This window comes from Allomuricauda ruestringensis DSM 13258 (genome assembly GCF_000224085.1).
Classification (GTDB): Bacteria; Bacteroidota; Bacteroidia; order Flavobacteriales; family Flavobacteriaceae; genus Flagellimonas; species Flagellimonas ruestringensis.
The window spans coordinates 1,116,039-1,139,910 of sequence record NC_015945.1 but is presented as its reverse complement, the minus strand read 5'-3'; the positions used below and the strand labels follow the sequence as shown (position 1 = coordinate 1,139,910).

The window sequence follows — 23,872 nt, the reverse complement described above, 5'->3', positions numbered from 1 at the left end:
TTTAGTTCATGCCCATTTACAAAACAATAACAGTTTCGCCCACTACCAACGTTTACATTTGGAAGGTTACCGAGCCAGAGGCCGAACTTGCTAAGGGGGTGGAGCTTACAACGCATTGCCAAAACAGGATGGACGGCATGAAATCGGAGGCACACCGAAGGGCTTTTTTGAGTATTCGTCACCTTATGGCAGAGGCAGGTTATGTGGATCATGATCTGTATTATGACGACTTTGGAAAACCCCATCTTAGGGATGGAAAATTTATCTCCATTACCCATTCACATAACTTTACCGGAATAATTATCAGTGAAACCGACGAGGTGGGTATCGATATTGAGATGCAGCGGGATAAAATCCTAAAGATTGCCCACAAATTCACACCCATCCAAGAGTACAAAACCTTGGCCAATTCAGAAGCATTGATGCGAAAGCTCACCATTGTTTGGGGCGCCAAAGAGTCGCTCTACAAAATTTACGCACAGCAGGGACTCAGTTTTTTAAGGCATATTAACGTGATTGATTTTTCTTTTGAGGACACTCGTACCGTGGCCGAGATATTATACGAGGGAAAAAGATCGCATTACGAAATTGAATTTATAGAGTTTGAGGGTTTTACATGCGTTTATGCGCTTAAAATGATGGGGGGATGATGATTCCTTTTTGTAGTTTTGCTGAAACTATAACTGCCCATGAAAGTATCCGTTGAACTAACCTTATCACCACTTCAAGACAATTTTGAAGCTCCTGTCATTGATTTTATCAAAAAGTTGCGCGATTCGGGACTCACTATTTTAGAAAACCCTTTGAGTACACAGGTGTTCGGTGATTATGATAAGGTAATGGAGCTGCTCCATTCAGAAATCAAGGAAAGTTTTGAGAACTTGGACCATGTGGTACTTACTATGAAAATGGTAAAATCCGACCGAAGCGAGTATGAACCCCATTTTTGATTTTTTTCTCGGCCCCTACGAAGACCGAGAGCTATCCCTGATCATTTTAGAGGCCACTGCTTTTTTCTTTGGAATTGCTAGTGTGGTCTATGCCAAAAGGGAAGATATTTTGGTGTACCCCACGGGATTGGTCGCTACTGTAATAACCACCTATATTTTTCTTGTAGATCGCCTGTATGGTGATATGATGATGAATTTTTATTACTCCATTATGAGTATTTACGGATGGTGGAACTGGACTAGAAGAAGTGAAGATAGGCGGTTGGTGGTCAATATTACGAGAACCAATACCAAGGAAAAATGGATAGGGTTTGGTTTTTTCCTACTGACCATGTTGGTTACTTATGGGGTATACAGGATGTTCGGCGCCGAAATAGAACCAACTAATTACGTGGATATATTCACTTCGGGGATTTTCTTTACCGCGATGTGGTATATGGCCAATAAAAAATTGGAAAACTGGACCCTTTGGATTTTGGGTGATTTAATAACTGTACCTTTGTACGCATATAGAGGATGGGGTATGTTCTCTTTACAATACCTCATTTTTACTGTGTTGGCAATACAGGGATATCTAGCATGGAAGAAAAACTTGGGCAAGAGCCCTCAAACCTCATAAAAGTAGTCCTTTTTGGACCCGAGTCTACCGGAAAAACCACCTTGGCCCAACAATTGGCCGAGCACTACAATACGCAATGGGTACCCGAATATGCACGGGAATATCTTCAAGATAAATGGGACAGGGAGAACATAACTTGTGAACCCCACGATTTGGTTCCCATTGCCTACGGCCAAATGCGTTTGGAAAATGAATTGGCCAAAAAGGCAAATCAAGTCCTTATTTGTGATACCGATCTTTTGGAGACCAAAGTATATTCGGAGGCTTATTACAATAGTACCTGCGACCCACTTTTGGAGGAGTATGCCCTAAAAAACACCTACGACCTATACTTTTTGACATATATAGATACACCATGGGAGGCGGATGATTTGAGGGACAAGCCAGATGAAAGAGAACGAATGTTTGCGTATTTCAAGGAAGCTTTGGAGAATAATAACAGGAAATTCGTTATTTTAAGGGGGGATAAAGCGTCAAGGCTATCCACAGCAGTAAAATATATAGATAAACTTCTCCAAAAACATGATTGAATTAAGTTCTAAAGACTTGGAACAACTGGATTCCAAAGGAATTTCCAAAGAAAAAGTAGCAAACCAAATACAAACATTTAAAGAGGGCATCCCCTTTGTTCAGCTATCGCAAGCCGCTGTGGTGGGCAATGGCATACTTAGGTTTTCCGAAAAAGAGCAACTCAACCTGCTTCAATATTTTGAAGACCATAGGGGCAACCTTAACCTATTGAAGTTTGTGCCTGCTTCGGGAGCAGCATCCCGAATGTTCAAGGCCATGTTCAATTTTTTGGACAGTTATGATCCATCAAAAGAAAAACTCTCCGAATACATAGAGCGAACTGGTGACAAGGATGCTAAAAAGTTTACCGAAAATCTTTCTGATTTTCCTTTTTACGACCTCATTATGTCAAGAATAAAAGGCAAAGCTTCCAATAAGGATGAAGAAGCCTATCTTTTTGTAAAGGAGATGTTGACTGAGGATGGTCTCAATTACGGTTTTTATCCAAAAGGCCTATTGCCCTTTCATAAATATGATACAGGAACGGCAACCCCGTTCGAGGAACATTTAAAAGAAGCTGCGCTGTACGCCAAAACAAAGGGCAGGGCCAATCTACATTTTACCGTATCGGAACTGCATGATGAGATGTTTGCCAAAGAAGAAGCCTTGGTAGGGCCAAAAATTTCAAAACAGACCGATACCATTTTCAAAGTGTCCTACTCCAACCAAAAACCCTCAACGGATACAATAGCGGTGGATATGGACAACCGGCCATTCAAAAATAGCGATGGAACCATTCTGTTTCGTCCAGGAGGGCATGGGGCGCTCATAGAAAATCTTAATGATCAAGATGCCGACATTATCTTCATTAAAAATATTGATAACGTAGTCGTTGATAAAAACTTGGAGACCGTGGCCAACAGCAAAAAAATGTTGGCAGGTGTCCTAAAAAAAGTACAGGATAAGGCTTTTGCTTATGCCAAACTTTTGGAAAATGATGCTGTTTCCATTGAAAAATCGGATGAAATAAAGGACTTTTTGGAAAAAGACCTCAATGTTCGCATGCCCAATATTTATGATGATTTAGGAGTGGAAGAACAAAAGAAGGTTTTAAAAGATAAGATAAACCGCCCCATCCGAGTTTGTGGCATGGTTAAAAACGAGGGAGAACCTGGTGGAGGCCCTTTTTGGATCAAAGATGCGAAAGGTAATATCTCCCTTCAAATTATAGAGTCCGCCCAAATTGATATGGACAACAAGGAACAAGCTGCAATAGTGCAGAACGCAACACATTTTAATCCAGTGGACTTGGTCTGCGGTGTCCGGAACCATAAAGGAGAAAAGTTCAACCTATTGGATTATGTGGACGCCAAGCAAGGGTTTATTACTGGTAAAACCAAAGAAGGTAAGGAATTGAAAGCCTTGGAACTTCCTGGTCTGTGGAACGGGGGCATGGCCTTTTGGAACACCATTTTTGTAGAGGTCCCATTGGTAACGTTCAATCCGGTCAAGACCGTAAACAACCTTTTAAAGCCAACACACCAAGCATAAGGATTTAAAAAATAATTGAATGTCCGCAATGTGTCATAATATTACCAACGTCACCCTGAACTTGATTCAGGGTCACATAAAGATGCTCATGTTCAGCAGGATGAGATGTTGAAACCTGCCTTTGCCGGCAGGCAGGCAAGTTCAACATGACGCCAAAAACATCATTATGATATTAAACGGACAATCAGAAAAATAATGAATTAATCCGCTTCCTAAAAAGGAGGCGGATTTTTTTTGTTTAGGTGTGACCTATCATTAAAAAGTGTGTCCTAAAAGTATATTCGAAATTGTTTTCGATGACATGATTAAATTTTGATAATCCTTGTGGGTTGTCTCAACTAGGTTGGTTGATTTGGTAAGAGGCCGTGCATTTTGTACGGCTTTCTTTTCATAGTGTTCGGAAACGATAGACAACAACGTTAAAATGATATATAAAATAGTCCTGTTCTTTAATCTAGTATCATTGGCTCTGGCCATATACATATTGGTATCGTATTTAAAAAACAGAAATAAGGATAAGGACATGCAAAATCAGGATGATGCTATATAAACACTATCCATGTATTATCCGTTTCTGCCAATCTGTACCGTGGTCTTTTTTCCTTGTAACCGTATAATTGGCAAAAAAGAAAGGCTGCTTCGGCAGCCTTTCTTGTATAATTTTTACACACTTTGTTTACGGTATTACACAGTTTTACACAATCATTAAAATTGGCACAAAAACATAAAGCATTAAAAATCAGAATGTTGATTTGATTTTTAAAAATTTTCTGGTGTTGGCACTATGTTTTCAGTTAGATAAGCAAGTTTAACAATAAAATTAAATACCATGAAAAATTTAGCTTTAGCAACAGTACTATCATTTGTAGGAATCACAGCATTTGCAAATGTTGAAACTCCAGAACTAGAAAATAACAGTGCAATCGAGATCGTAGTAGGAGATTTTGAAGAAATCAGCGTGTCTGACCTTCCTTCTGCTGTATCTAGCGCAGTAGAGTCCAACTACCCTACCGCTAAAATCGATAAAGCATACAAAAACGATAAGGACCAATATAAATTGGAACTTACCCTTGAAGACGGTACATCAGGAACTGTTTATGCCGATGCCGAGGGGAATTGGATTGACATGTAATTAGTTTTATCACCCCACACTAGTTAGTTTGGTTGGAAAAGGGCTGCTTCGGCAGCCCTTTTTTTGTGATAATTTTATCAAAATAGAATAATCTCAAACAGTGTCAGGGCCGTATATTAGATAACTGAGATATGCCCAAAATCTTAATAATTGAGGACGATACTGCTTTTTGTCAAATGCTTCAAAAGTTTTTGACCAAGAATGGTTTTGCCGTATCCGTAAGTTATTCCATTAAGGATGCAGAAGAACGTCTTGCATCATCTACCTTCGATATAATTCTATCCGATGTTAGATTGCCAAAAGGAAATGGGGTTACTTTGCTTCCCCAGGTAAAACGCGAGTCACCAAAGACCCAAGTTATTTTAATGACAGGATATGCCGAGGTCAAGACTGCGGTAAATGCCATTAAAAAAGGTGCTTTCGATTATATTTCAAAACCTTTTACACCAGAAGAAATACTTTCCGTAATTAAAGATGCCCTGCGCACCAAAGTAACGGATTTCAAAGTTTCTCGCGAAAACTCAAAATCGACTGAAGCGAAAAAGAAGCAGATCAATTTTTTAAAAGGTCAAGGAGAAAAATCCAAGAAACTCCAACAGTATGTGGAACTGGTCGCTCCTACCAGCATGTCCGTTTTACTAACGGGCGAAAGTGGTACAGGAAAAGAAGTGACCGCAAAAGCCATTCACCGGGCAAGCAAGAGAAATAATCAACCGTTTGTTGCGGTAGACTGTGGTGCCATACCAAAGGAAATTGCCACCAGCGAATTTTTTGGTCATGTAAAGGGCAGTTTTACGGGTGCTATAGATGATAAACAAGGCCATTTTGAAGCGGCCAACGGAGGAACCCTTTTTTTGGATGAGGTAGGGAATCTATCCTACGAACATCAAATTCAGCTGCTTAGGGCCATTCAAGAACGTAAAATAAAAAGAGTGGGCAGCACCAAAGAAATCAAGTTGGATATTCGCATTATTGCTGCCACAAACGAAAATCTTTCCAAAGCTGTGGAAGAAGGTGGTTTTAGGGAGGATTTGTACCATCGACTCAATGAGTTTTCAATTGAGGTACCATCCTTGAGAGATAGACGAGAGGATATTCCCCTATTTGCAGATTATTTTCTGACCGAGGCCAATTCAGAATTGGATAAGAATATTTTAGAGTTTTCCGATGAAACCAAGCGAATCCTTCAGGAGTATGATTGGCCGGGAAATTTGAGGGAAATGAAAAATGTGATCAAAAGGGCCGTTCTTTTTTCTGAAACGGAAACCATGTTCCCAAATGCTTTGGCAGAAGGGGTCGTAAAAGGTGCAAGTAAGTACGAAGAGGTCAATTTTTCTAAATCTGATTATGAGAAGGAGCGGATTCTGACCGCCTTAAAACAGACCAACTTTAACAAAAGCAAAGCGGCAAAACTACTGCAGATCACTCGCAAGACGCTTTACAACAAGATCAATCAATATCAATTGAATGTTTAGATAAATAATTTTGGATTTCACTTTCCAAATTGGACAGCACTTCTTTTAGTTCCGAAAGGATATTGAACGTTTTTTCTCCTTTGGCATCATCGGAAATATTTTCCAAATGTTCCAATAAGTGGATGGCATCTTGTATTTCCAACTGCCTGAACATGGGCAACATTTTGTGGGATGTAGCCCTAATATCTGTATAATCTTTATCACCAACGGCGGAAAGCAAAAACGCTAGATCCTTGTTCGTGTTCTCCAAAAACACTTGTAAAACCTCCTGAATGGCATTTGGTTCATCCAAAAAGGGCGAAATATTTTTAAGAGTGAACATGGAAGACTCCGAAGCGGGAATTGCATTGGACAAGGCCACCTTTTCTGTTGATCTTAAAACATGCAATAGAGAGTTGGCCGTAAAAGGTTTTTGTAGCACATCCGAAAAACCGGGGTCTAAGTAGTCCGTTTTATTGCCGATTTGTTGCCCGGTCATGGCAATTACGGGATTTTTATATCCAATACTTTTGATTGTTTTTAGTACGGAAAAACCATTTGTGGTGGGCATTTGAATGTCTGTTAGTACAGCATCGAACTGGTGGATTTTTGATAGTTCAAAATCATCAAAACTCAAAAGAGTTTCTGTTTTGATGTAGTTGATTTTACAAACCTCAGAGATAAGACCAAGCATGTTCTCATCATCATCAATAACCAAAATGGATAGTTCTTTTGGCTTGGAAACAAACGCTTTGGAATTATTTTCGACCACTTCGATTTTAGAAAATTCAACAGGAACCCGGACAGTAAAAGTACTCCCTTTACCTACTTTGCTCTTTAAACTTAACTTACCTCCCAATAATTCTGTCAGTTTTCTTGAAATGGTAAGTCCCAGCCCGTACCCGATCTGGGCTTTTTGGGAAGGAGCTCCTGCTTGTGTAAACTCTTGGAAAATAGATTCCTGTTTTTCAACAGGGATTCCTATACCCGTGTCCTCAACATCAATCCTCACCCATGTGGCTTTGTTTTTCTCTTCCACTACCGCAGCAACCTTAACATGGCCGGAATCTGTAAACTTAAAAGCATTGCCAATGAGGTTGGTTAGTATTTGCCGTATTCTAAAAGGGTCGTTGATGATAGGTGTTTTTAAGTCGTCAGCTATTTTCAATTGGAGCAATACTCTTTTTTTTGATTGTATTTCTTCAAAATCAACCGCAGTTTCTTCTATTAATTGGAATAGGGCAAAAGGCACCTTGTCCAACTGGATTTTTCCCGCCTCCAGTTTGGAATAGTCCAAAAGGTCGTTCACCAAATTATCTACATAGCCAGAAGAGGACTTAATTTTTTTAAGGTAGTTCAGCTGTTTTGTGTTCAATCCACTTTGCTCGATCAAGTCGGAATAGCCACTGATGGTATTCAGCGGTGTTCTTAGGTCGTGGCTGACGGTCGAAATAAGCTGCTCCCTACTTTTTAAAAGCGATTCGGAATATTTTTTTGCCCTTTCCAATCGTTCCCGATATTCCTGGACCTTCCAATAATCTTTTGATATCATAAAGGTGAACACAATCACAATGATCAATCCCAAGATTACCGCTCCGCCTGCTAAACGTGTGCTTTTTTTCAAAGCTTCCTCTTGTTGAAGTGTGTCCAGATATGTATTCTGTGCCATTTCCCGTTCAAAGTCCGATAAAATACCTCTCATTTTTTGGGAAAGCTCCAGGTCGGTGCGGTAAATCTCAAGCTCTTTTTGAAGCACGGTCCGCTCGGCGGTAGCAGTTTCTGTAATGGCTTTGTTAAGAATGGATTTGGAAACCTCTAGAATGGAATCGATATTGTTTGCGTCCGTGTTCCCATCAGAGTTGGGAATGTTTTTATTGAGGATGGCCACGGATTTTCGGATAGATCTTTTGGCTTCCGGGGACAATTTATCAAAATTGGGAGCGAAAGTTTCGGGGGTAATCCTGCCCATACCCACTTCCATATCATGAAAAGCCTTTAAAACCGAATCCAACGAAGTATTGTTTTCGTTCCTTACTTTCAGTTTGCGCAATTCAGCATTGTTGAACACCTTTTGGCTCAGTAATTCTTGAACACTGTCCAATTTGGAACTTTGGTTACCGTAATTTGATTGTACCAAAGGCTTGAGCGAATCAATGAATTGGGTAATCGAGTCCACTTTTTGCGCATAGGATTTTAGATCCTGTGGTTTTTTGGTCTGAAGGGCCAGCTTGGATAGGTTTTCGGCATCGTACAGTTGTGTGAGCAACCTATTGGTCTTCAGTAGCTTTTCGTTGCTTTCGTCTTGGTTTTTGGAAGAGGTGTAGTTTTTGAATTCATTATAAATGAAGAATGCAGCCAGAGAGGCAAGAATACCCAGCGCAACATAGCTCAACACGATTTTAAGGGTAAACCTTTTTTTGGATTTAGGATGCATACCATTATATACGCAGGCACTTGGGGGTCTTGGTTGTTATCAAAAGTTAAATTTCCAAGATGTTTTTTATGAAAATCAATATTCGCATCATACATTTGTGGCATCTCAAAGGGGTGCTTTTATTAAAAGGCTGAGATTATACCCAATGAACCTGGGCGGGTAATGCTGCCAAGGGAATGCGCAAGTCGCATCTTGGAATTTCTATGTTTCTTTTAGAAACAACAATCAATTATTAACAAAGAATAATGACCCCTTTTATTCGTAACATTTTTACGAATGAAAATCTATTCAATTATTCAAAAAAGAGCCGTTTTTGGCTCAATGCGACCGACAAAAAACAATCACGGAAACCGCATTAAAACTTTATTTGCAACAATGGCCCTAGGTGGGCTGGCGTTTACCATGAGCGCCCAAGAAGAACCGATTGACAGTCTTGAAGGAGAAAAAGTGGTGCTGGACGAAGTTTTGGTACAATCGGTAAGGATAACCAAGGATTTTCCCATTACTTTTTCCGATTTGGACAAGGTTGAACTAGCTCCGCGGAACTTGGGACAGGACATTCCCATTCTCATGAATTTTATGCCCGCGGTTGTCACCACCTCGGATGCCGGAGCTGGTGTGGGATACACGAGTATGCGTGTTCGTGGTAGCGATGCAACACGGATAAATGTTACCATTAATGGTATTCCGTACAACGATGCAGAGTCGCATGGGACCTTTTGGGTAAACATGCCCGATTTTGCCTCCTCCACCCAAAGTTTGCAGTTGCAGCGTGGTGTGGGAACTTCTACCAATGGGTCCGGGGCATTTGGAGCAAGTTTGAACATGCTTACAGATGCTTTTTCCCAAGAGGCATACGCTAAAATTTCATCATCTATAGGGAGTTTTAATACGCTTCGGAACAATGTAAAGTTCAGTACAGGATTAATGAACGATCATTTTGAATTCTCTGGGCGACTATCCAGGGTCACATCCGATGGCTATGTGGACCGAGCGGCTTCGGAATTGGATGGCTATTTTCTGCAAGGAGCCTACAAGGATGACAATACCCTGATCAAAGCTTTGCTTTTTGGAGGACATGAGGTTACTTATCAAGCTTGGAATGGAATAACTGCAGAACAGTTGGAAAATGATCGTACTTTTAATTCTGCAGGAATTTATACTGATGATGATGGTAACACCCAATACTACGAAAACGAGGTGGACAATTACAAACAAGATCATTTTCAATTGCATTGGTATGAAACCTGGAATTCTTCTTGGAACACCCATTTAGCCGTACACTACACGCGTGGAAGAGGTTTTTTTGAACAATTTAAGGAAGACGACGATTTTGCTACGTATGGTTTAGAGCCCATCACGGTAAATGGTGAATTGGTGGAAACCACGGATTTGATACGTCGTCGCTGGTTGGACAATGATTTTTACGGAACCATTTTTTCAGCTACCTACAATAACGAGAATCTCGAACTGATTATGGGAGGTGGCTACAACGAGTACAAAGGCGACCACTTTGGTGAGATTATTTGGGCCGAGTATGCCAGCGGTAGCGAAATAAGGGACAGGTATTATGATGATAATTCCACCAAAACCGATTTCAACGTTTATACCAAGGCCAACTACAAATTAACGGATCAATGGTCCTTGTTCGGAGATGTGCAATACCGGGGTGTAACTTACAAAGCCAATGGTGATGATACGGGTTTGGTAGATGATTCCTTCAACTTTTTCAATCCAAAAGCAGGTATAACCTTTGATTTAAATCGCAACAACAACTTCTATTTTTCTTATGCGAGAGCAAATAGGGAGCCCAACCGCAATGATTATGAGAGTGGGAGTCCAAAACCAGAGAAATTAAACGATTTTGAACTGGGATGGCGTTACATTTCACCAAGTTTCCAATTGAATACCAATGTGTACTACATGCGGTACAAAGATCAATTGGTATTGACCGGAGAGTTGAACGATGTAGGGGCACCGTTAAGGTCCAATGTGGGCGATAGTTACCGTTTGGGTCTGGAAATCGATGCAAGCATCAGGCTGTCCAATACGTTTCAGTGGAGACCGAACATTGCTTTGAGCGATAACCGAAATATTGATTTCTTCTTTGAGCGTGATGGGGAACTTCAAAATTTGGGCAACACTAATATTGCCTATTCCCCAAAGCTGATTGCGGGCAACATTATTTCTTATATGCCCAATGCCAATTTTCAAGTTTCGTTATTGTCAAAATTTGTTGGGAAGCAATATATGGGCAACATCGACTCGGAGACCTCTGTTTTGGATAGTTACACCCAAACGGATTTCAATGTTCAGTATACCATCAACATAAACTCTTTTGTGAAAAGTATTGAGATTTCCGGTCTGGTGAACAATATTTTTGATGCTGACATTGTCTCCAACGGCTATTTCTACACTTTTGATGATGATTACTCCAACCCTGGAACTATCACAACCATTGAGGGCGCTGGGTACTATCCGCAAGCAGGGATTAATTTCCTTTTGGGAGCAACGGTCAATTTTTAGTCGGTTCGAGTAAAATCCCAAAGGGATTTTGTATCGAGAACTAAATTCTATTCAAATATTTTTAACGGGATTCTGTAATTTGAAAGCAATTGCAGAATCCCGTTTTTATATATAGAGGACAACCCGAAACCTGAAGCACTATAATCTTTTACCAAAGTTGGTGCACATGCTTTTTGATGTGCTTGTCATAGATTTGGTTTACAGCAGCCTTTTCATCTTCGGTAAGCGGAGGCAATTCCACAGCTTGGAGATTGCTTTTTAGGTGTTCTGTTTTTGAGGCTCCCGGAATAATGCAACTCACCTCAGAAAAATCCAATATCCAACGAAGCGCCACTGGTGCAAGGTTTTCTCTCTGTGGGAATACTTTTTTGAGTTCGTTAACGGCTTGTAGTCCTATATTAAAAGGCACACCGCTAAAGGTTTCGCCCTTATCGAAGGCTGCACCCTCCCTATTAAAGTTTCTGTGGTCCTCTTTTTCAAAGGTTGAATCCGAAGAAAATTTTCCGGTGAGCAGTCCACTGGCCAAAGGAACCCTTACGATCACACCAATATCTTTTTTTTGTACCTGCTCAAAAAATAATTCAGAGGGGCGCTGCCTAAACATGTTGAATATGATTTGAACCGTGTTTACATTGGGGTATTCTATTGCTTTTAGGCCTTCTTCCACTTTTTCAACACTTACTCCAAGATTTTTTATTTTGCCTTCGTCTTTTAATCGGTCAAAGAGCTCAAAAATTTCAGGTCTGTAAAATACTTCGGTTGGCGGACAATGTAGCTGAATCAAATCCAAGCAATCCAAACCAGTGTTTTTTAAGCTATCCTCCACATATTTTCGAAGCACTTCCACGGTATAGCCTTCATTCACATGAGGATTTATTTGCCTGCCACATTTAGTGGCAACAAAAACTTCTTCCGATCTGGATTTTACCACTCGGCCAACGGCAGCTTCGCTTGCCCCAGCTTCATAAACATCGGCAGTGTCTATAAAGTTGACACCTGCATCAATGGCTTCATTTATAATATTTTCAGCTAAAGTATCATTAAATCCAGAACCCCATTTTCCTCCTACTTGCCATGTACCCAAGGAGATTTCCGAGACATTGATTCCTGTTTTACCTAGTCTTCTGTAATTCATTCTTAAATTTTAATTTGATATTATAACCGTGTTCCCACTTTGGGTGGCCCTGTAAAATAAAAGGTCGTGATAACGGTTTCCATCATCGGGCCTATCCAATTGCTGTCCCGTAAACAGATTATAGGTATATCCTTCACAGCTACAAACTGCATTTTGGCCATCAATGGTCATTGTAGAGCAATCGTTCGGCGCATGGTTCGGGCAACTTGCTTCCCACGCCATAAAACTAGATCCTGTATTGATAACAAAAGCACCCCGTGTACCCACTCCATTGTTGCCCACATAAACCGGATTTCCGATGTTTTGTAGATTGTTGTACAGCGGAAGGTTCAGATTCAGTTCAAACCTAAATCGTACTTCTTGTAAAAAGGGATTACGGTTGGTGGAATCCGAGCTACAGGATAAAATTAGCGCCAAAAGCATAATGGCCCAGAAGTGCTTCATAATCAATGTTTGAAAACGTTTCTTGAGCAAAGTTGATGAAAATTTGCCTATATTTGCGTTAAATCCTCGCAAAAATACCATGCAGGTCATGGGTATAGTTGAGGATTTTTTGTATTTGTAAAGAAGAGAACATTGGGAAAATTTTTCTATTTTCTTCAATGCCTCTTTGCATTAAAAATTAACGACATGAGCAAGGTTTCATATTATACGCCTGAAGGATTGAAGAAATTGAGGGAAGAGCTGAACCACTTAAAAGATGTGGAGCGTCCCAAAGCATCCCAGGCTATCGCAGAGGCAAGGGACAAAGGAGACCTTTCCGAGAACGCAGAATACGATGCGGCCAAGGAAGCCCAGGGACTTTTGGAGATGAAAATTTCCAAAATGGAAGAGACTTTGGCCAATGCCCGTTTAATTGATGAATCCCAATTGGACACTTCCAAGATATTGGTACTTTCCACCGTTAAGCTTAAAAATCAAGCCAATGGTATGGAAATGAAATATACTTTGGTGGCAGAAAGCGAAGCTGATCTTAAAACGGGTAAAATTTCCGTTACATCACCCATTGGAAAAGGATTGTTGGGTAAAAAAGTAGGTGATGTAGCAGAGATAAAGGTGCCGAACGGAACCCTGAATTTTGAAGTTTTAGAGATCACACGAGAGTAACAGCAACTAAATTGGTTATATTTAATCCCGTTGAAAGACGGGATTTTTTATTTTAAAACCGAATCAAAATGGCCAGTATCTTCACAAAAATCATCAATGGGGAAATACCAAGTTATAAAATTGCGGAGGATGATGATAACTTTGCTTTTTTGGATATCAACCCAAACTCCAAAGGGCATACCTTATGTGTTCCCAAGAAAGAAGTGGACAAGATTATGGACCTTGATGAGGAATCTTACTTGAAACTCATGGCTTTTTCACGAAAAGTGGGACTTGCCATTGAAAAGGCCGTGCCTTGCAAACGTGTGGGAATGTCGGTTATTGGCCTGGAGGTGCCCCATGTGCACGTTCATCTCATTCCACTTCAAAATATGGCAAATGCCACTTTCCAACATAAGGAAAGCCTTACCACAGAAGAGTTCGAGGCCGTGGCCGAAGCGATCAGGTCAAATATTTAGCTTTCCAAATAAAAATATACACCTGCTGCTACCATGCATAGCATCAATACCAAAACAATAAAGAACAGCATGGTAAACCGTACAGCGGGTCTATCTGGCTTTACCAGTTTGTTGTAGTAGTCAAAAACCCGCTCAATATCCTGTGTCCAGTTTACAGGGTAAATAACCGAATTACACTTTTTACACTTGATTTCATGTGTTACAACACCTGTAGTTCTGTGGTACAGTGCATTAAAAGTGTGTTTTTGGTAAAATGTAATCTTAAGTTCCTGATTAAAACATTCGGGGCAATTGTTGGTGATATCAGCTTCTTGTATTACAAGTTGTTTTTCCTTGGCCATAACTTATTTTTCTATTGCTCGTAGGGAAATTTGCATGATAGTTCCTTCTTTACTAGACGAAAATACTTTAATTTTTCCTTTATGGTACTCTTCAACAATTCTTTTTACCAACGAAAGCCCTAATCCCCAGCCTCTTTGCTTCGAAGTAACCCCTGGATTAAATATGTTCTGAAAGTCGCTTTTGGGTATGCCGTGGCCTGTATCCGACACCAAAATATGTATATTTTGTCCCTTTTTTTCAATTTGGATGGCAATGTTTCCTTTGCCCTTCATGGCATCGATGCCATTTTTTACAAGATTCTCTATGCTCCAGTTGTACAAGGGTGGATTCATTAAAACATAAGCCTCCTCCATATTGGAACTAAAGGAAAAGTGTACCAATTTGGAACTACGCTGTTTCAAATATTCGTAGGCCTTTTTGGTTTCGGCCACAATATCGTGCTCACGTAATTCGGGAATTGACCCAATTTTGGAAAAGCGTTCTGTAATGGTCTGCAAACGATCGATGTCCTTAGCAATTTCTTGGGTTACTTCGGGATTGATGTCTTCCGATTTCAAGAGTTCGTTCCAACCCAATAAGGAGGTAAGCGGTGTTCCAATTTGATGTGCCGTTTCCTTGGCCATTCCAGCCCAAAGTTTGTTTTGTTCCGAAGCCCGGTTCGTTCTAAAGAAAAAGAAGATGACCGCACCGAACAAGAAAATAATCAACAGTAGGGCCAATGGGTAGTACTTTAATTTGTTCAAAACCTCAGAATTGCCATAGTACAACGTCTCCAATAATTCATCTTCTTGAATTATCTGTATCGGTTCATTTTCACTTTTGAACTGTTCAATCTTTTTTCGAATGTATATACTGTCGGTTACCTTGTCCTCAGAAATATTATGTGTTTTGTAAGAACCCTCCTCGTTCATCAAAATCATGGGTGTGGAGGTGTTGTTCCCCAAAACTTTAAGGGTAAGGTTTCCCAACTCTTGATCTATGGAGGATTGGATGAGTTCCAATTGGGCCGTAGCCCAGATTTCCATTTTTAGACGTTCCTCTTCCTTGAACTTTTTAAAAAAACTATTGGTGTTCCATAAAATAAGACTCACAATAACGAATGCTGCAATCAGCATTGTAATGTTGGAAGTTTTCCTTTTAGGACTAAAGTTCATTGGTGGTCAAATTCTGTTTAAAGATAGGTAAATGGAAAACATGTTGATAGTTAGTTGAAATAACGTCTGCCCATGGAATTCATTTTATGTACTTTTGGATTTTCAACAAAAATTAACATTGCATGGAAGTTCAGGGAAGAATCAAAATGATAGATGAGACCAAGACATACGGCAACAACGGTTTCAGAAAAAGAGAGGTAGTCGTAACAACTGAGGAACAATATCCACAACACATATTGGTGGAATTTGTTCAAGATAAGTGCGATTTGCTAAACAGCTACAGCGTTGGTCAAATGGTAAAAATCAGTATAAACCTAAGAGGAAGAGAGTGGGTGAACCCACAAGGGGAAACCAAATATTTTAACTCTATTCAAGGGTGGAGAATTGAAAACCTGCAACAAGAGCAAAGTACGGATAACATGCCTCCCGTTCCGCCGATGGAAGCTTTTGAACCAGCAGATGACCTGAATGAGGAAGACCATGATGACCTTCCTTTTTAATAGAAGAGAGAGATATTTTACAATAAAAATCCGGACCTCTTGGTTCGGATTTTCTTGTTTTTGGACCTATTTGTATTTTTAGAAAAAATTGACCTTGGAAAATACCCCATTACATTTTTTGAGCAAAAGATTGGAGTTTCCTCCTGTTGATACTGCCAGTGAAGATGGGTTGCTTGCCGTTGGAGGTGATTTGTCTCCAGAAAGATTGTTATTGGCCTACAAAAACGGAATTTTCCCCTGGTTCAATGATGATTCCTTGATTCTTTGGTGGACCCCCGACCCGCGTATGGTTCTTTTTCCCAATAAGGTAAAAGTGTCCAAAAGTATGCGGAAAATAATTCGTGATGGAGCGTTTGCCCTTACCCAGAACACTTGTTTTGAGCAGGTGATTGACCATTGCGCCAAAATTGAACGAAAAGGACAAGACGGTACATGGATAACCCCCGAAATGAAAACAGCCTACATGAATTTATACAAAAAAGGGCATGCCAAATCTTTTGAGGTTTGGGAAGGCGATGAGCTTGTGGGTGGTTTGTACGGTGTTGATCTAGGCCATGTGTTCTGTGGGGAAAGTATGTTCAGTTTTAGACCGAATGCCTCCAAGTTTGCATTCATAAAAATGGCGAAGGAACTGGATAAAAAGGGATATGAGCTTATCGATTGTCAAGTGCATACCAATCATTTGGAAAGTTTGGGCGCTGAATTGATTCCCAGAAAAGAGTTTGTGGAGATTTTACGGGGGTAATTGCACAATGCCTAGCATTATTGGAAGATATAGTTACACTTCATGGTACCTAAAACAATTTACTTCGTGGTCGTTTACCATGCCAGTGGCCTGCATGTGGGCATAAATAACGGTACTCCCTACAAATTTGAACCCTCTTTTTTTTAAATCTTTGCTGATGGTATCTGAAAGTGAGGTGGTTGCAGGAGCATTTTTGTAATTTTGCAGCTTATTTTTAATGGGTTTGTTCTCCACAAAGCCCCAAATGTATTTGCTAAAACTACCAAACTCCTCTTGAATTTCCATAAAAGCATTTGCGTTGGAAACGGTGGCGTTCACCTTCAGTTTATTTCTGATGATTCCGGGGTCTTGTAGTAGTTCATCAATTTTGCCTTGATCATAGCTAGCAATTTTCTTGTAGTCAAAATAATCAAAAGCTTTTCTGAAATTTTCACGCTTTCGTAATACGGTAATCCAGCTCAATCCCGCCTGAAACGTCTCCAAAATCAAAAATTCGAACAATGTGGCATCGTCCTTCACGGGAACGCCCCATTCCGTATCATGGTAGGCTTCATACAAAGGGTCTCCAAGGCACCATCCGCATCTATGTTTTTGCATTTCCATTTGTTTTCCCATCAAAAATAAGAGAAAAACACAAGAGTTAATTGAAAGTTAAAGTGCTATACATTGATAGTAATACTTTTATATTTGCGAGACTATATTTTAAAAGTGATGTAATGGAGTTATTGATGCAGTCTCTTAAAATTGGGGTCAATGAAAAGCTTTATATAAAGGATCCTGAATCTTCAACTTTGGGCAAGAATATTGTTGAACAGAGTATTTTGATGATTGATGAAATGGGGTTTGAAAACTTTACGTTCAAAAAATTGGGTGTAAAGATCAGTTCCAACGAAAGTTCCATTTACCGCTATTTTGAGAACAAGCACAAACTGTTGCTCTATTTGGCCACTTGGTATTGGGGGTGGGTAGAATATCGCATGGTCTTTGCCACAAACGGTATTTCCGACCCGGTCAAGAAATTGGAAAAGGCGATAGAGGTGCTCACCCAAAATGTTGAGGAGGATAGTTCAATCACACATGTGAACGAAGTAGCACTGAACCGGCTTATTATCAATGAATATTCCAAATCCTATTTGGTTAAAGAAATAAACAATGAGAGCAAGGATGGTTATTTCATTATTTGTAAAAGATTGGTAAACCGCTTGAGCGACATGATTTCGGCCGTGGATGAAAATTACGGATATCCCGTAAGTTTGGCCAGTACCGTTCTGGAAGGTTCGCTTCATCAGTATTTTTTAAAGGCACATTTTCCGACGCTTACAAACTGTAACAAAAAAATTACCCCTACGGACTTTTTTACGGACCTCATATTCCGGACACTAAATCAAAAAGTAAATGGCTAAACAAATACTCACAGCTTGGCAGCGATTAATGGGGCTGCTTACCTTGGACAAAAAGGACATTTTTCAAATATTTTACTACGCTATTTTTGCGGGTTTGGTCAACCTATCTCTCCCCTTGGGTATACAGGCCATAATCAATCTTATACAGGGAGCCAGGGTGAGTACATCTTGGATCGTGCTTGTGGTATTGGTTACCCTTGGGGTTGCGTTTGTGGGGATGCTTCAGTTAATGCAGATACGGATTATTGAAAACCTTCAGCAAAAAATCTTTACAAGGTCTTCATTTGAGTTTGCTTACCGTTTTCCAAAAATAAAAATGAGCGAACTCCGATATTATTACCCACCAGAGCTTGCCAATCGTTTTTTTGATACACTTACGGTACAAAAATCGCTGTCCAAAATACTTATTGATTTTCCAGCGGCATTGTTGCAGATAATATTTGGGTTGTTGCTGCTCTCTTTCTACCATCCTTTCTTTATCATTTATGGTTTATTGCTCCTTTTGCTCATCTACATTGTGTTCAAGTTTACGGCACAAAGGGGGTTGGACACAAGTTTGGAAGAGTCCAAGATCAAATATAAGGTAGCACATTGGGTACAAGAAATTGCCCGTTCCATTGTCAGTTTCAAGCTTTCGGGAAAAACCTCTCATGCGTTGGACAAAAACGACACCTTGGTCGAGGAGTACTTAGAGGCAAGGGAAAGCCATTTTAGAGTATTGGTCTTGCAGTTTATTCAAATGATAGGCTTTAAGGTCTTGGTAACAGCAGGCTTATTGTTGATTGGCGGGTTGTTGGTTTTGGATCAGCAGATGAACATAGGTCAGTTTGTAGCGGCGGAAATCATTATTTTATTGGTAATCAGTTCTGTTGAGAAAATGATCTTGGGCCTTGAAACGTTTTACGACCTATTGACCTCTTTGGAAAAAATGGGACAGGTCGTGGATAAAGAAATAGAGCCCCAAAATGGAGAAACACCATTTAAAGATAATGAAGGCTTAACAGTAGAGCTTGAAGATATTGTTTACAAGGTTCCAGGGATGGACAAAAAGATAATAGACCATTTATCGCTCACCGTCCGGCCCGATACCAAATTATTGATACAAGGAAAGAGCGGATCGGGAAGATCCACCTTGCTAAGAATGATAGCTGGCATACTAGAGCCGGATGAAGGAAAAATATATGTGAACAATGTGGCGATCCAAGGAATAAAATTAAGCCAATACCGCTCCTATTTAGGTCATTCCCTAAACGAGGAATATCCATTTGAAGGAACCCTATTGGATAATATTACATTCGGTAATAAGGATATTCCCATGGAAGATGTGTATTGGGCGCTCGAAAAAGTAAGTCTTACACAGTTTGTAAAAGAGCAGCCGCATGGACTTAAAACCATTTTATATCCTGAAGGGAAAAAGATCCCTGATTTTATTTCCAGAAAAATTGTTTTGGCCAGAAGCATTGTAACCAGACCTAAGCTAATGATTTTAAAAGACCCTTTGGAGCAATATAATGAAGAGGATACGGAAAGGATGATGGACTTTTTAGCCGACTCTGCCAATGGGTGGGCCTTGGTCATAGTCAGTGAAAACCCAAAATGGGCAAGTCGCTGCAATCAGGTGATTCGAATGGATAAAGGTAGATTGATCAACGTAAAATAGAGTTCATGCTGAACATTTCTTCAAATAATAAATTGAACGAGAAAGTAGACCTTACCGGCTATAAGGCAGGTAAAAAAGTCTTTCATAAAAGGCACTACAAGCAATTCAATCGCTTTTTGGCATCCTTTTCCATTATAGTGCTTTTGATGATGTTCCTACCGTGGACCCAGAATATTTCTGGTAGGGGATACCTAACAACGTTAACCCCGGACCAAAGACCACAAACCATTCAATCTCCGATTCCCGGACGCATTGAAAAGTGGTATGTTAGGGAGGGGGATTATGTTGAAAAGGGAGATACGATCCTGTTCATATCAGAGATAAAAAGTGAGTATTTCGACCCCGACCTAGTGGAGCGTACCGGGCAACAGATCAAGGCGAAAACCATGTCCGTGTCCTCTTACCAAGAAAAGGTAAAAGCCTTGAACCAACAGATCAGAGCCCTTAATCAAGAACTCGGCTTAAAACTGGAACAGACCAGAAACAAACTAATGCAGTCCAAATTGAAAGTGGAAAGCGACAGCATTGACCTTGAAGCGGCCAAGACCAATATTTTAATAGCCCAACGCCAGTACGACCGTACCGAAAAGTTACAGGAAGAAGGGTTAAAAGCGGTTACCGATGTAGAAGAAAAGCGATTGAAACTGCAAGAGACGCAGGCCAAACTTATAAGCCAAGAAAACAAATTGTTGGCCAGTAAAAACAATGTGATCAATGCACAGGTGGAAATAAATAGGGTAAGGGCAGAGTACTCCGACAAAATTTCCAAAGCGCAGAGTGATCTCTATACGGCACAATCCAACCAATTTGATTCGGAAGCACAGGTCACCAAACTAGAGAACCAGTACACCAATTATGAAATGAGGAACAAAATGCTCTATATCAAAGCGCCTCAAAATGGCTATATCACCAAAGCCATACAATCCGGTATTGGGGAGACTTTTAAAGAAGGGGCGCAATTGGTCGGGATAATGCCTTCGGATTACGATATCGCCGTAGAAACTTTTGTTGACCCCATAGATCTTCCGTTGATCCATGTGGACGAAAAGGTGCGTATCCAGTTTGATGGTTGGCCCGCCATAGTATTCAGTGGTTGGCCCAACGTTTCCTACGGAACCTTTGGAGGTAAGGTGGTCGCTATTGAGAACTTTATCAGTCCAAACGGTAAGTATAGAGTGCTTTTGGCCCCGGACGAGGAAGAGGCTCCTTGGCCAAAAGATATTCGTGTAGGTTCTGGGGCCAGTACCATGGCCCTATTGGAAGATGTTCCTATTTGGTATGAACTGTGGAGACAGCTCAATGGCTTCCCACCAAATTATTATCAACCCCAAAATACAAGTACAGATGCCAAAAAGAAATAGAAGATTACTTTTATTTTGCACCCTCTTTTTCTTTACTGTAAGCATTTTTTACGCTCAGCAAGATTCCTTGGTGCTTGGGTTTAAGGAGTACTTGGGCTATGTAAAAAAATACCATCCCATTGCCAAACAGGCCCAATTGAACATTGCTATTGGGCAGGCTAACCTAATGAAAGCCAGAGGAGGTTTTGATCCCAAGGTAGAGGTGGATTTTGATAGAAAGGAGTTTAAGGGAACCGAATATTGGGACCGGTTGAATACCACTTTTAAAATCCCAACCTGGTTTGGTATTGAGCTTAAGGGAAATTTTCAGCAGAATGAAGGATATTATCTAAATCCTGATGAAACCTTGCCCGAAGATGGTCTGTACAGTGCAGGAGTGTCCATGTCCGTGTTGCAGGGGTTTTGGATAAACGAACGTATGGCCACCCTCAGAAAAGCCAAATTTTTCAGGGAACAGTCCAAAGCAGAACAAGATTTACAGGTGAACAAGGTTTTGTACGATGCTTCACTCGCCTACTTTGATTGGTTGCAAGCCTATAGAGATGCTGAGGTATACAAAAATTTTTTGGAGAATGCCGAAGTGCGTTTTCAAGGTATCAAAGAGAGTGCCTTGGCTGGAGATATTGCCATGATTGATACAGTAGAGGCTAAAATCGCCGTTCGGAACAGAGACTTGGGCTATCAGCAGGCCAAGGTCAAATTGATGAAAAAATCGTTGGAGCTGGGCAATTTTTTATGGATTGAGGACGTGCCGGTAGAGCTTCAAGTGGGTATAAGACCAAACTTGGAACCAGAAATGGACATCAATTCAACCTTGGAAATAGAAGGTGTGCCATTGGATAGCTTTAATCTGGAAACACATCCCAAACTAATGTCTTTGGACTATAAAATTGAAGGCTTGACGGTGGACAAGCGTTTAAAATCGAATAAATTATTGCCAAAACTAAAGGCAGAATACAATTTTATAACAGAAACCCCCGAGTTGATGAATTCCTTTGTTACCGAGAACTATAAGGCTGGGTTAAGTTTTCAGATGCCCATTTTTCTGCGGAAAGAGCGCGGAGACCTAAAACTGGCCAAATTTAAACTTAGGGATGCCGAATACGAAAGAGACAATGCCCAAGTAGAAATACAGAACAAGGTAATCGCCATTTATAACGAACTGGACTCGTATACCCAACAAAACCAGTTGATTGCAGATATTGTAAACGATTATTCAACCTTGTTAAATGCAGAGGAACGAAAATTCAGTTTTGGTGAAAGCTCCCTGTTCTTGATCAATTCCAGGGAAAGCAAACTCATTGATGCTTACTTGAAGCGAAACGAGATGCAGAACAAATATTTTTACGCCAAGGCCATGCTGTTCAGGAGTTTGGCCATTAACCCAAAAAGCTTGTAAGAATTAGGTTGTAAAAACAACCAATGATAAAAGTCACCAAATGGGCCAACTGCCCATTGTACTTTTGCAAAAACATTTTTTATATGGAAGTATTGGAGAGAAATAGATTGGAAGTAGTCCAGAAATACATTTCAAAGGGAATGGATTACCCAAGATACCGTGAATTGGTGGGTCAACTGGCAAAAATGGAGAAGTCCACAGGTCCAAACCAATCCGAAGCTATGATCAACTATACCAAGCTGGGCGACCGCAGAATGGCCCGTTGGGAAAAAACCTTTAAGATTTCCGAAGACATTCAGCAAAAACTGAAAGTCTTAGACAAAGAACTGGTGTTTTTAGTACTGACCGAGAGCTGGTGCGGGGATGCGGCAGCAAGTTTGCCCATAATCCATAAAATAGCCGAAACAAGCCCCAACATTACCTTAAAAGTGGTTTTACGTGATGAAAGTCTCGATTTAATGGACGCTTTTTTGACCAATGATGCCCGCTCCATACCCAAACTAATTGTTTTGGACAAAGCCAATAATGAAATTATTGGGGAATGGGGCCCAAGACCTAGCATTGCCACTCAAATGGTGGAGGAATGTAAAAGGGAACACGGCAAATTGACAGATGAGTTCAAACAAGAGCTTCAGGTTTGGTATAACAAAAACAAAGGCCAAAATATCTTAGAAGACGTCTTGGAATTACTTGCTTTGGAATAGGTAAGTAATTGTGCCGATCTGAGAATTCTTGGAATCCGGGCTAAAACGGGCCTTAAGGGCATAGGCGATGGCATTATCCACTAAACAACCATTGCTGGTTCCCGAACTTTTATCGTTGAAGCTGGCTTCCGTGACATAACCGTTATTATCCACGGTAATGTTTACAACCACTTTACCACCTTCAATACAGGTGTAAATGGGAGGTGGAAGATAATAAGCATTTCGCTCGACCAAGGAGTAGGAGATAGAAGTGCGCCTATCCTTTAAGTAATTGGTGAATTCCTCTTTTTGGGCATCACGTTCGCCCAATTTTTCTTTTTTCTCGTCCCGCTGGGCCTTTAACTGTTTTAATTGTTCCTCAAAACCTGAGTTATCGGCATATTCCCCTGTTTCACTGTTGAGAGCTCGTTCCTCCATAAGCTCTTCCAAGGTTTTTAAAGGTTCTGGGTTCCCAACACTAGGTTTGGCGGTTTCATTTACGGCCATGTGGCTTTTAATGGGGTCGTTGTTGGCGGCCATTTCTTCCAATCGTTCTTCTTCCTCTTTAAGAAGTTCTTCAATATCCTCATCGGCCAAGCTCATTTCAATAACGTACTCATCTTCCTTTATGCCTCCCAAGTGAATATTGAAAAGCAATAAAATCACTATGGACATAGAGAAAAAAGTAATCAAAAGAGATAATTGACGCCTATTTAAGTTCATGGTTTAACTATAACCGCTTTTTTGCA

At 40.4% G+C, this 23,872-nt stretch carries 24 protein-coding genes; 17 read left to right on the top strand and 7 right to left on the bottom strand.

What is annotated here, in order from left to right; all coding sequences use genetic code 11:
* Positions 1 to 8 precede the first annotated feature (8 nt).
* From MURRU_RS05135 to MURRU_RS05100, 7 genes are all read left to right on the top strand, one after another.
* Complete coding sequence (locus MURRU_RS05135) at positions 9 to 650, top strand: 4'-phosphopantetheinyl transferase family protein (protein WP_014032368.1); 642 nt, start codon at positions 9 to 11, stop codon at positions 648 to 650.
* A gap of 39 nt (positions 651 to 689) precedes the next feature.
* Positions 690 to 950: a thiamine-binding protein gene (locus tag MURRU_RS05130; RefSeq protein ID WP_014032367.1), complete on the top strand. Its 261-nt coding sequence runs from the start codon at positions 690 to 692 to the stop codon at positions 948 to 950.
* Positions 934 to 1,569 (top strand): nicotinamide riboside transporter PnuC, encoded by a 636-nt coding sequence (pnuC, locus tag MURRU_RS05125; protein ID WP_014032366.1) that lies wholly within the window; start codon positions 934 to 936, stop codon positions 1,567 to 1,569. The genes MURRU_RS05130 and pnuC overlap by 17 nt, the downstream gene beginning before the upstream one ends.
* A complete protein-coding gene (locus tag MURRU_RS05120) occupies positions 1,530 to 2,099 on the top strand; it encodes an AAA family ATPase (RefSeq protein ID WP_014032365.1) in 570 nt (189 codons plus the stop codon). The genes pnuC and MURRU_RS05120 overlap by 40 nt, the downstream gene beginning before the upstream one ends.
* Positions 2,092 to 3,630: a DUF4301 family protein gene (locus MURRU_RS05115; RefSeq protein ID WP_014032364.1), complete on the top strand. Its 1,539-nt coding sequence runs from the start codon at positions 2,092 to 2,094 to the stop codon at positions 3,628 to 3,630. The genes MURRU_RS05120 and MURRU_RS05115 overlap by 8 nt, the downstream gene beginning before the upstream one ends.
* 829 nt (positions 3,631 to 4,459) lie before the next feature.
* Complete coding sequence (locus tag MURRU_RS05105) at positions 4,460 to 4,762, top strand: hypothetical protein (RefSeq protein WP_014032362.1); 303 nt, start codon at positions 4,460 to 4,462, stop codon at positions 4,760 to 4,762.
* 131 nt (positions 4,763 to 4,893) lie between these two features.
* Positions 4,894 to 6,237 (top strand): sigma-54-dependent transcriptional regulator, encoded by a 1,344-nt coding sequence (locus tag MURRU_RS05100; protein WP_014032361.1) that lies wholly within the window; start codon positions 4,894 to 4,896, stop codon positions 6,235 to 6,237.
* On the opposite strand, the gene MURRU_RS05095 is transcribed toward MURRU_RS05100, so the two are convergent.
* Positions 6,212 to 8,650 (bottom strand): hybrid sensor histidine kinase/response regulator, encoded by a 2,439-nt coding sequence (locus MURRU_RS05095; protein WP_014032360.1) that lies wholly within the window; start codon positions 8,648 to 8,650, stop codon positions 6,212 to 6,214. The two genes, MURRU_RS05100 and MURRU_RS05095, sit on opposite strands and share 26 nt — an antisense overlap.
* A 276-nt stretch (positions 8,651 to 8,926) precedes the next feature.
* Between MURRU_RS05095 and MURRU_RS05090 the strand changes: the two genes are divergently transcribed.
* The gene (locus tag MURRU_RS05090; RefSeq protein ID WP_014032359.1) at positions 8,927 to 11,176 is read left to right on the top strand and encodes a TonB-dependent receptor; all 2,250 of its coding nucleotides are present in this window, start codon (positions 8,927 to 8,929) and stop codon (positions 11,174 to 11,176) included.
* A 148-nt stretch (positions 11,177 to 11,324) separates the two neighbouring features.
* On the opposite strand, the gene MURRU_RS05085 is transcribed toward MURRU_RS05090, so the two are convergent.
* Both MURRU_RS05085 and MURRU_RS05080 read right to left on the bottom strand, forming a co-directional pair.
* Positions 11,325 to 12,311, bottom strand: a complete 987-nt coding sequence (locus tag MURRU_RS05085) for an aldo/keto reductase (protein ID WP_014032358.1) — start codon at positions 12,309 to 12,311, stop codon at positions 11,325 to 11,327.
* A gap of 9 nt (positions 12,312 to 12,320) precedes the next feature.
* On the bottom strand, positions 12,321 to 12,755 hold the full coding sequence (locus tag MURRU_RS05080; RefSeq protein ID WP_041801803.1) for a Rieske (2Fe-2S) protein: 435 nt from the start codon (positions 12,753 to 12,755) through the stop codon (positions 12,321 to 12,323).
* A 186-nt stretch (positions 12,756 to 12,941) separates the two neighbouring features.
* Between MURRU_RS05080 and greA the strand changes: the two genes are divergently transcribed.
* Positions 12,942 to 13,418, top strand: coding sequence for a transcription elongation factor GreA (gene greA, locus MURRU_RS05075; RefSeq protein WP_014032356.1), 477 nt, complete (start codon positions 12,942 to 12,944; stop codon positions 13,416 to 13,418).
* 68 nt (positions 13,419 to 13,486) lie between these two features.
* Positions 13,487 to 13,876 carry an HIT family protein gene (locus tag MURRU_RS05070; protein ID WP_014032355.1) on the top strand — a complete coding sequence of 130 codons (390 nt, stop codon included), beginning with the start codon at positions 13,487 to 13,489 and terminating at the stop codon, positions 13,874 to 13,876.
* On the opposite strand, the gene MURRU_RS05065 is transcribed toward MURRU_RS05070, so the two are convergent.
* Positions 13,873 to 14,217, bottom strand: a complete 345-nt coding sequence (locus MURRU_RS05065; RefSeq protein WP_014032354.1) for a hypothetical protein — start codon at positions 14,215 to 14,217, stop codon at positions 13,873 to 13,875. The two genes, MURRU_RS05070 and MURRU_RS05065, sit on opposite strands and share 4 nt — an antisense overlap.
* A gap of 3 nt (positions 14,218 to 14,220) precedes the next feature.
* The gene (locus tag MURRU_RS05060; protein WP_014032353.1) at positions 14,221 to 15,372 is read right to left on the bottom strand and encodes a sensor histidine kinase; all 1,152 of its coding nucleotides are present in this window, start codon (positions 15,370 to 15,372) and stop codon (positions 14,221 to 14,223) included.
* A 122-nt stretch (positions 15,373 to 15,494) separates the two neighbouring features.
* Here MURRU_RS05060 and MURRU_RS05055 point away from each other — a divergent pair, with 122 nt between their 5' ends.
* Both MURRU_RS05055 and aat read left to right on the top strand, forming a co-directional pair.
* Positions 15,495 to 15,872: a DUF3127 domain-containing protein gene (locus tag MURRU_RS05055; protein WP_014032352.1), complete on the top strand. Its 378-nt coding sequence runs from the start codon at positions 15,495 to 15,497 to the stop codon at positions 15,870 to 15,872.
* 88 nt (positions 15,873 to 15,960) lie between these two features.
* Positions 15,961 to 16,617, top strand: coding sequence for a leucyl/phenylalanyl-tRNA--protein transferase (gene aat / locus MURRU_RS05050; protein ID WP_014032351.1), 657 nt, complete (start codon positions 15,961 to 15,963; stop codon positions 16,615 to 16,617).
* 33 nt (positions 16,618 to 16,650) lie between these two features.
* On the opposite strand, the gene MURRU_RS05045 is transcribed toward aat, so the two are convergent.
* Positions 16,651 to 17,214, bottom strand: a complete 564-nt coding sequence (locus MURRU_RS05045; RefSeq protein ID WP_014032350.1) for a DNA-3-methyladenine glycosylase I — start codon at positions 17,212 to 17,214, stop codon at positions 16,651 to 16,653.
* A 119-nt stretch (positions 17,215 to 17,333) separates the two neighbouring features.
* On the opposite strand from MURRU_RS05045, the gene MURRU_RS05040 reads away from it, so the two are divergent.
* From MURRU_RS05040 to MURRU_RS05020, 5 genes are all read left to right on the top strand, one after another.
* Positions 17,334 to 18,020, top strand: a complete 687-nt coding sequence (locus MURRU_RS05040) for a TetR/AcrR family transcriptional regulator (RefSeq protein WP_041801319.1) — start codon at positions 17,334 to 17,336, stop codon at positions 18,018 to 18,020.
* Positions 18,013 to 19,680, top strand: coding sequence for a peptidase domain-containing ABC transporter (locus tag MURRU_RS05035; RefSeq protein ID WP_014032348.1), 1,668 nt, complete (start codon positions 18,013 to 18,015; stop codon positions 19,678 to 19,680). The genes MURRU_RS05040 and MURRU_RS05035 overlap by 8 nt, the downstream gene beginning before the upstream one ends.
* A gap of 5 nt (positions 19,681 to 19,685) precedes the next feature.
* Positions 19,686 to 21,041, top strand: a complete 1,356-nt coding sequence (locus MURRU_RS05030; protein ID WP_014032347.1) for an HlyD family secretion protein — start codon at positions 19,686 to 19,688, stop codon at positions 21,039 to 21,041.
* On the top strand, positions 21,025 to 22,440 hold the full coding sequence (locus MURRU_RS05025) for a TolC family protein (RefSeq protein WP_014032346.1): 1,416 nt from the start codon (positions 21,025 to 21,027) through the stop codon (positions 22,438 to 22,440). Before MURRU_RS05030 ends, MURRU_RS05025 begins: the two co-directional genes overlap by 17 nt.
* Positions 22,441 to 22,523: 83 nt before the next feature.
* Positions 22,524 to 23,144: a thioredoxin family protein gene (locus MURRU_RS05020; protein ID WP_041801801.1), complete on the top strand. Its 621-nt coding sequence runs from the start codon at positions 22,524 to 22,526 to the stop codon at positions 23,142 to 23,144.
* Here MURRU_RS05020 and MURRU_RS05015 read toward each other — a convergent pair.
* Entirely contained in the window at positions 23,127 to 23,846 is a 720-nt protein-coding gene (locus tag MURRU_RS05015; protein ID WP_014032344.1) for an energy transducer TonB family protein, read from the bottom strand. The genes MURRU_RS05020 and MURRU_RS05015 overlap by 18 nt on opposite strands.
* Positions 23,847 to 23,872 lie beyond the last annotated feature (26 nt).

What these genes read in the sequence shown, in the direction of transcription:
- MURRU_RS05025 (WP_014032346.1), top strand. Translation starts at nt 21,025, where the DNA reads ATGCCAAAAAGAAATAGAAGATTACTTTTATTTTGCACCCTCTTTTTC.
- MURRU_RS05080 (WP_041801803.1), bottom strand. Translation starts at nt 12,755, where the DNA reads ATGAAGCACTTCTGGGCCATTATGCTTTTGGCGCTAATTTTATCCTGT.
- MURRU_RS05055 (WP_014032352.1), top strand. Translation starts at nt 15,495, where the DNA reads ATGGAAGTTCAGGGAAGAATCAAAATGATAGATGAGACCAAGACATAC.
- MURRU_RS05105 (WP_014032362.1), top strand. Translation starts at nt 4,460, where the DNA reads ATGAAAAATTTAGCTTTAGCAACAGTACTATCATTTGTAGGAATCACA.
- MURRU_RS05115 (WP_014032364.1), top strand. Translation starts at nt 2,092, where the DNA reads ATGATTGAATTAAGTTCTAAAGACTTGGAACAACTGGATTCCAAAGGA.
- MURRU_RS05095 (WP_014032360.1), bottom strand. Translation starts at nt 8,650, where the DNA reads ATGCATCCTAAATCCAAAAAAAGGTTTACCCTTAAAATCGTGTTGAGC.
- MURRU_RS05135 (WP_014032368.1), top strand. Translation starts at nt 9, where the DNA reads ATGCCCATTTACAAAACAATAACAGTTTCGCCCACTACCAACGTTTAC.
- MURRU_RS05045 (WP_014032350.1), bottom strand. Translation starts at nt 17,214, where the DNA reads ATGCAAAAACATAGATGCGGATGGTGCCTTGGAGACCCTTTGTATGAA.
- MURRU_RS05090 (WP_014032359.1), top strand. Translation starts at nt 8,927, where the DNA reads ATGAAAATCTATTCAATTATTCAAAAAAGAGCCGTTTTTGGCTCAATG.
- MURRU_RS05060 (WP_014032353.1), bottom strand. Translation starts at nt 15,372, where the DNA reads ATGAACTTTAGTCCTAAAAGGAAAACTTCCAACATTACAATGCTGATT.
- MURRU_RS05070 (WP_014032355.1), top strand. Translation starts at nt 13,487, where the DNA reads ATGGCCAGTATCTTCACAAAAATCATCAATGGGGAAATACCAAGTTAT.
- MURRU_RS05035 (WP_014032348.1), top strand. Translation starts at nt 18,013, where the DNA reads ATGGCTAAACAAATACTCACAGCTTGGCAGCGATTAATGGGGCTGCTT.
- MURRU_RS05130 (WP_014032367.1), top strand. Translation starts at nt 690, where the DNA reads ATGAAAGTATCCGTTGAACTAACCTTATCACCACTTCAAGACAATTTT.
- MURRU_RS05065 (WP_014032354.1), bottom strand. Translation starts at nt 14,217, where the DNA reads ATGGCCAAGGAAAAACAACTTGTAATACAAGAAGCTGATATCACCAAC.
- MURRU_RS05100 (WP_014032361.1), top strand. Translation starts at nt 4,894, where the DNA reads ATGCCCAAAATCTTAATAATTGAGGACGATACTGCTTTTTGTCAAATG.
- MURRU_RS05120 (WP_014032365.1), top strand. Translation starts at nt 1,530, where the DNA reads ATGGAAGAAAAACTTGGGCAAGAGCCCTCAAACCTCATAAAAGTAGTC.
- MURRU_RS05030 (WP_014032347.1), top strand. Translation starts at nt 19,686, where the DNA reads ATGCTGAACATTTCTTCAAATAATAAATTGAACGAGAAAGTAGACCTT.
- MURRU_RS05040 (WP_041801319.1), top strand. Translation starts at nt 17,334, where the DNA reads ATGGAGTTATTGATGCAGTCTCTTAAAATTGGGGTCAATGAAAAGCTT.
- MURRU_RS05020 (WP_041801801.1), top strand. Translation starts at nt 22,524, where the DNA reads ATGGAAGTATTGGAGAGAAATAGATTGGAAGTAGTCCAGAAATACATT.
- pnuC (WP_014032366.1), top strand. Translation starts at nt 934, where the DNA reads ATGAACCCCATTTTTGATTTTTTTCTCGGCCCCTACGAAGACCGAGAG.
- greA (WP_014032356.1), top strand. Translation starts at nt 12,942, where the DNA reads ATGAGCAAGGTTTCATATTATACGCCTGAAGGATTGAAGAAATTGAGG.
- MURRU_RS05015 (WP_014032344.1), bottom strand. Translation starts at nt 23,846, where the DNA reads ATGAACTTAAATAGGCGTCAATTATCTCTTTTGATTACTTTTTTCTCT.
- MURRU_RS05085 (WP_014032358.1), bottom strand. Translation starts at nt 12,311, where the DNA reads ATGAATTACAGAAGACTAGGTAAAACAGGAATCAATGTCTCGGAAATC.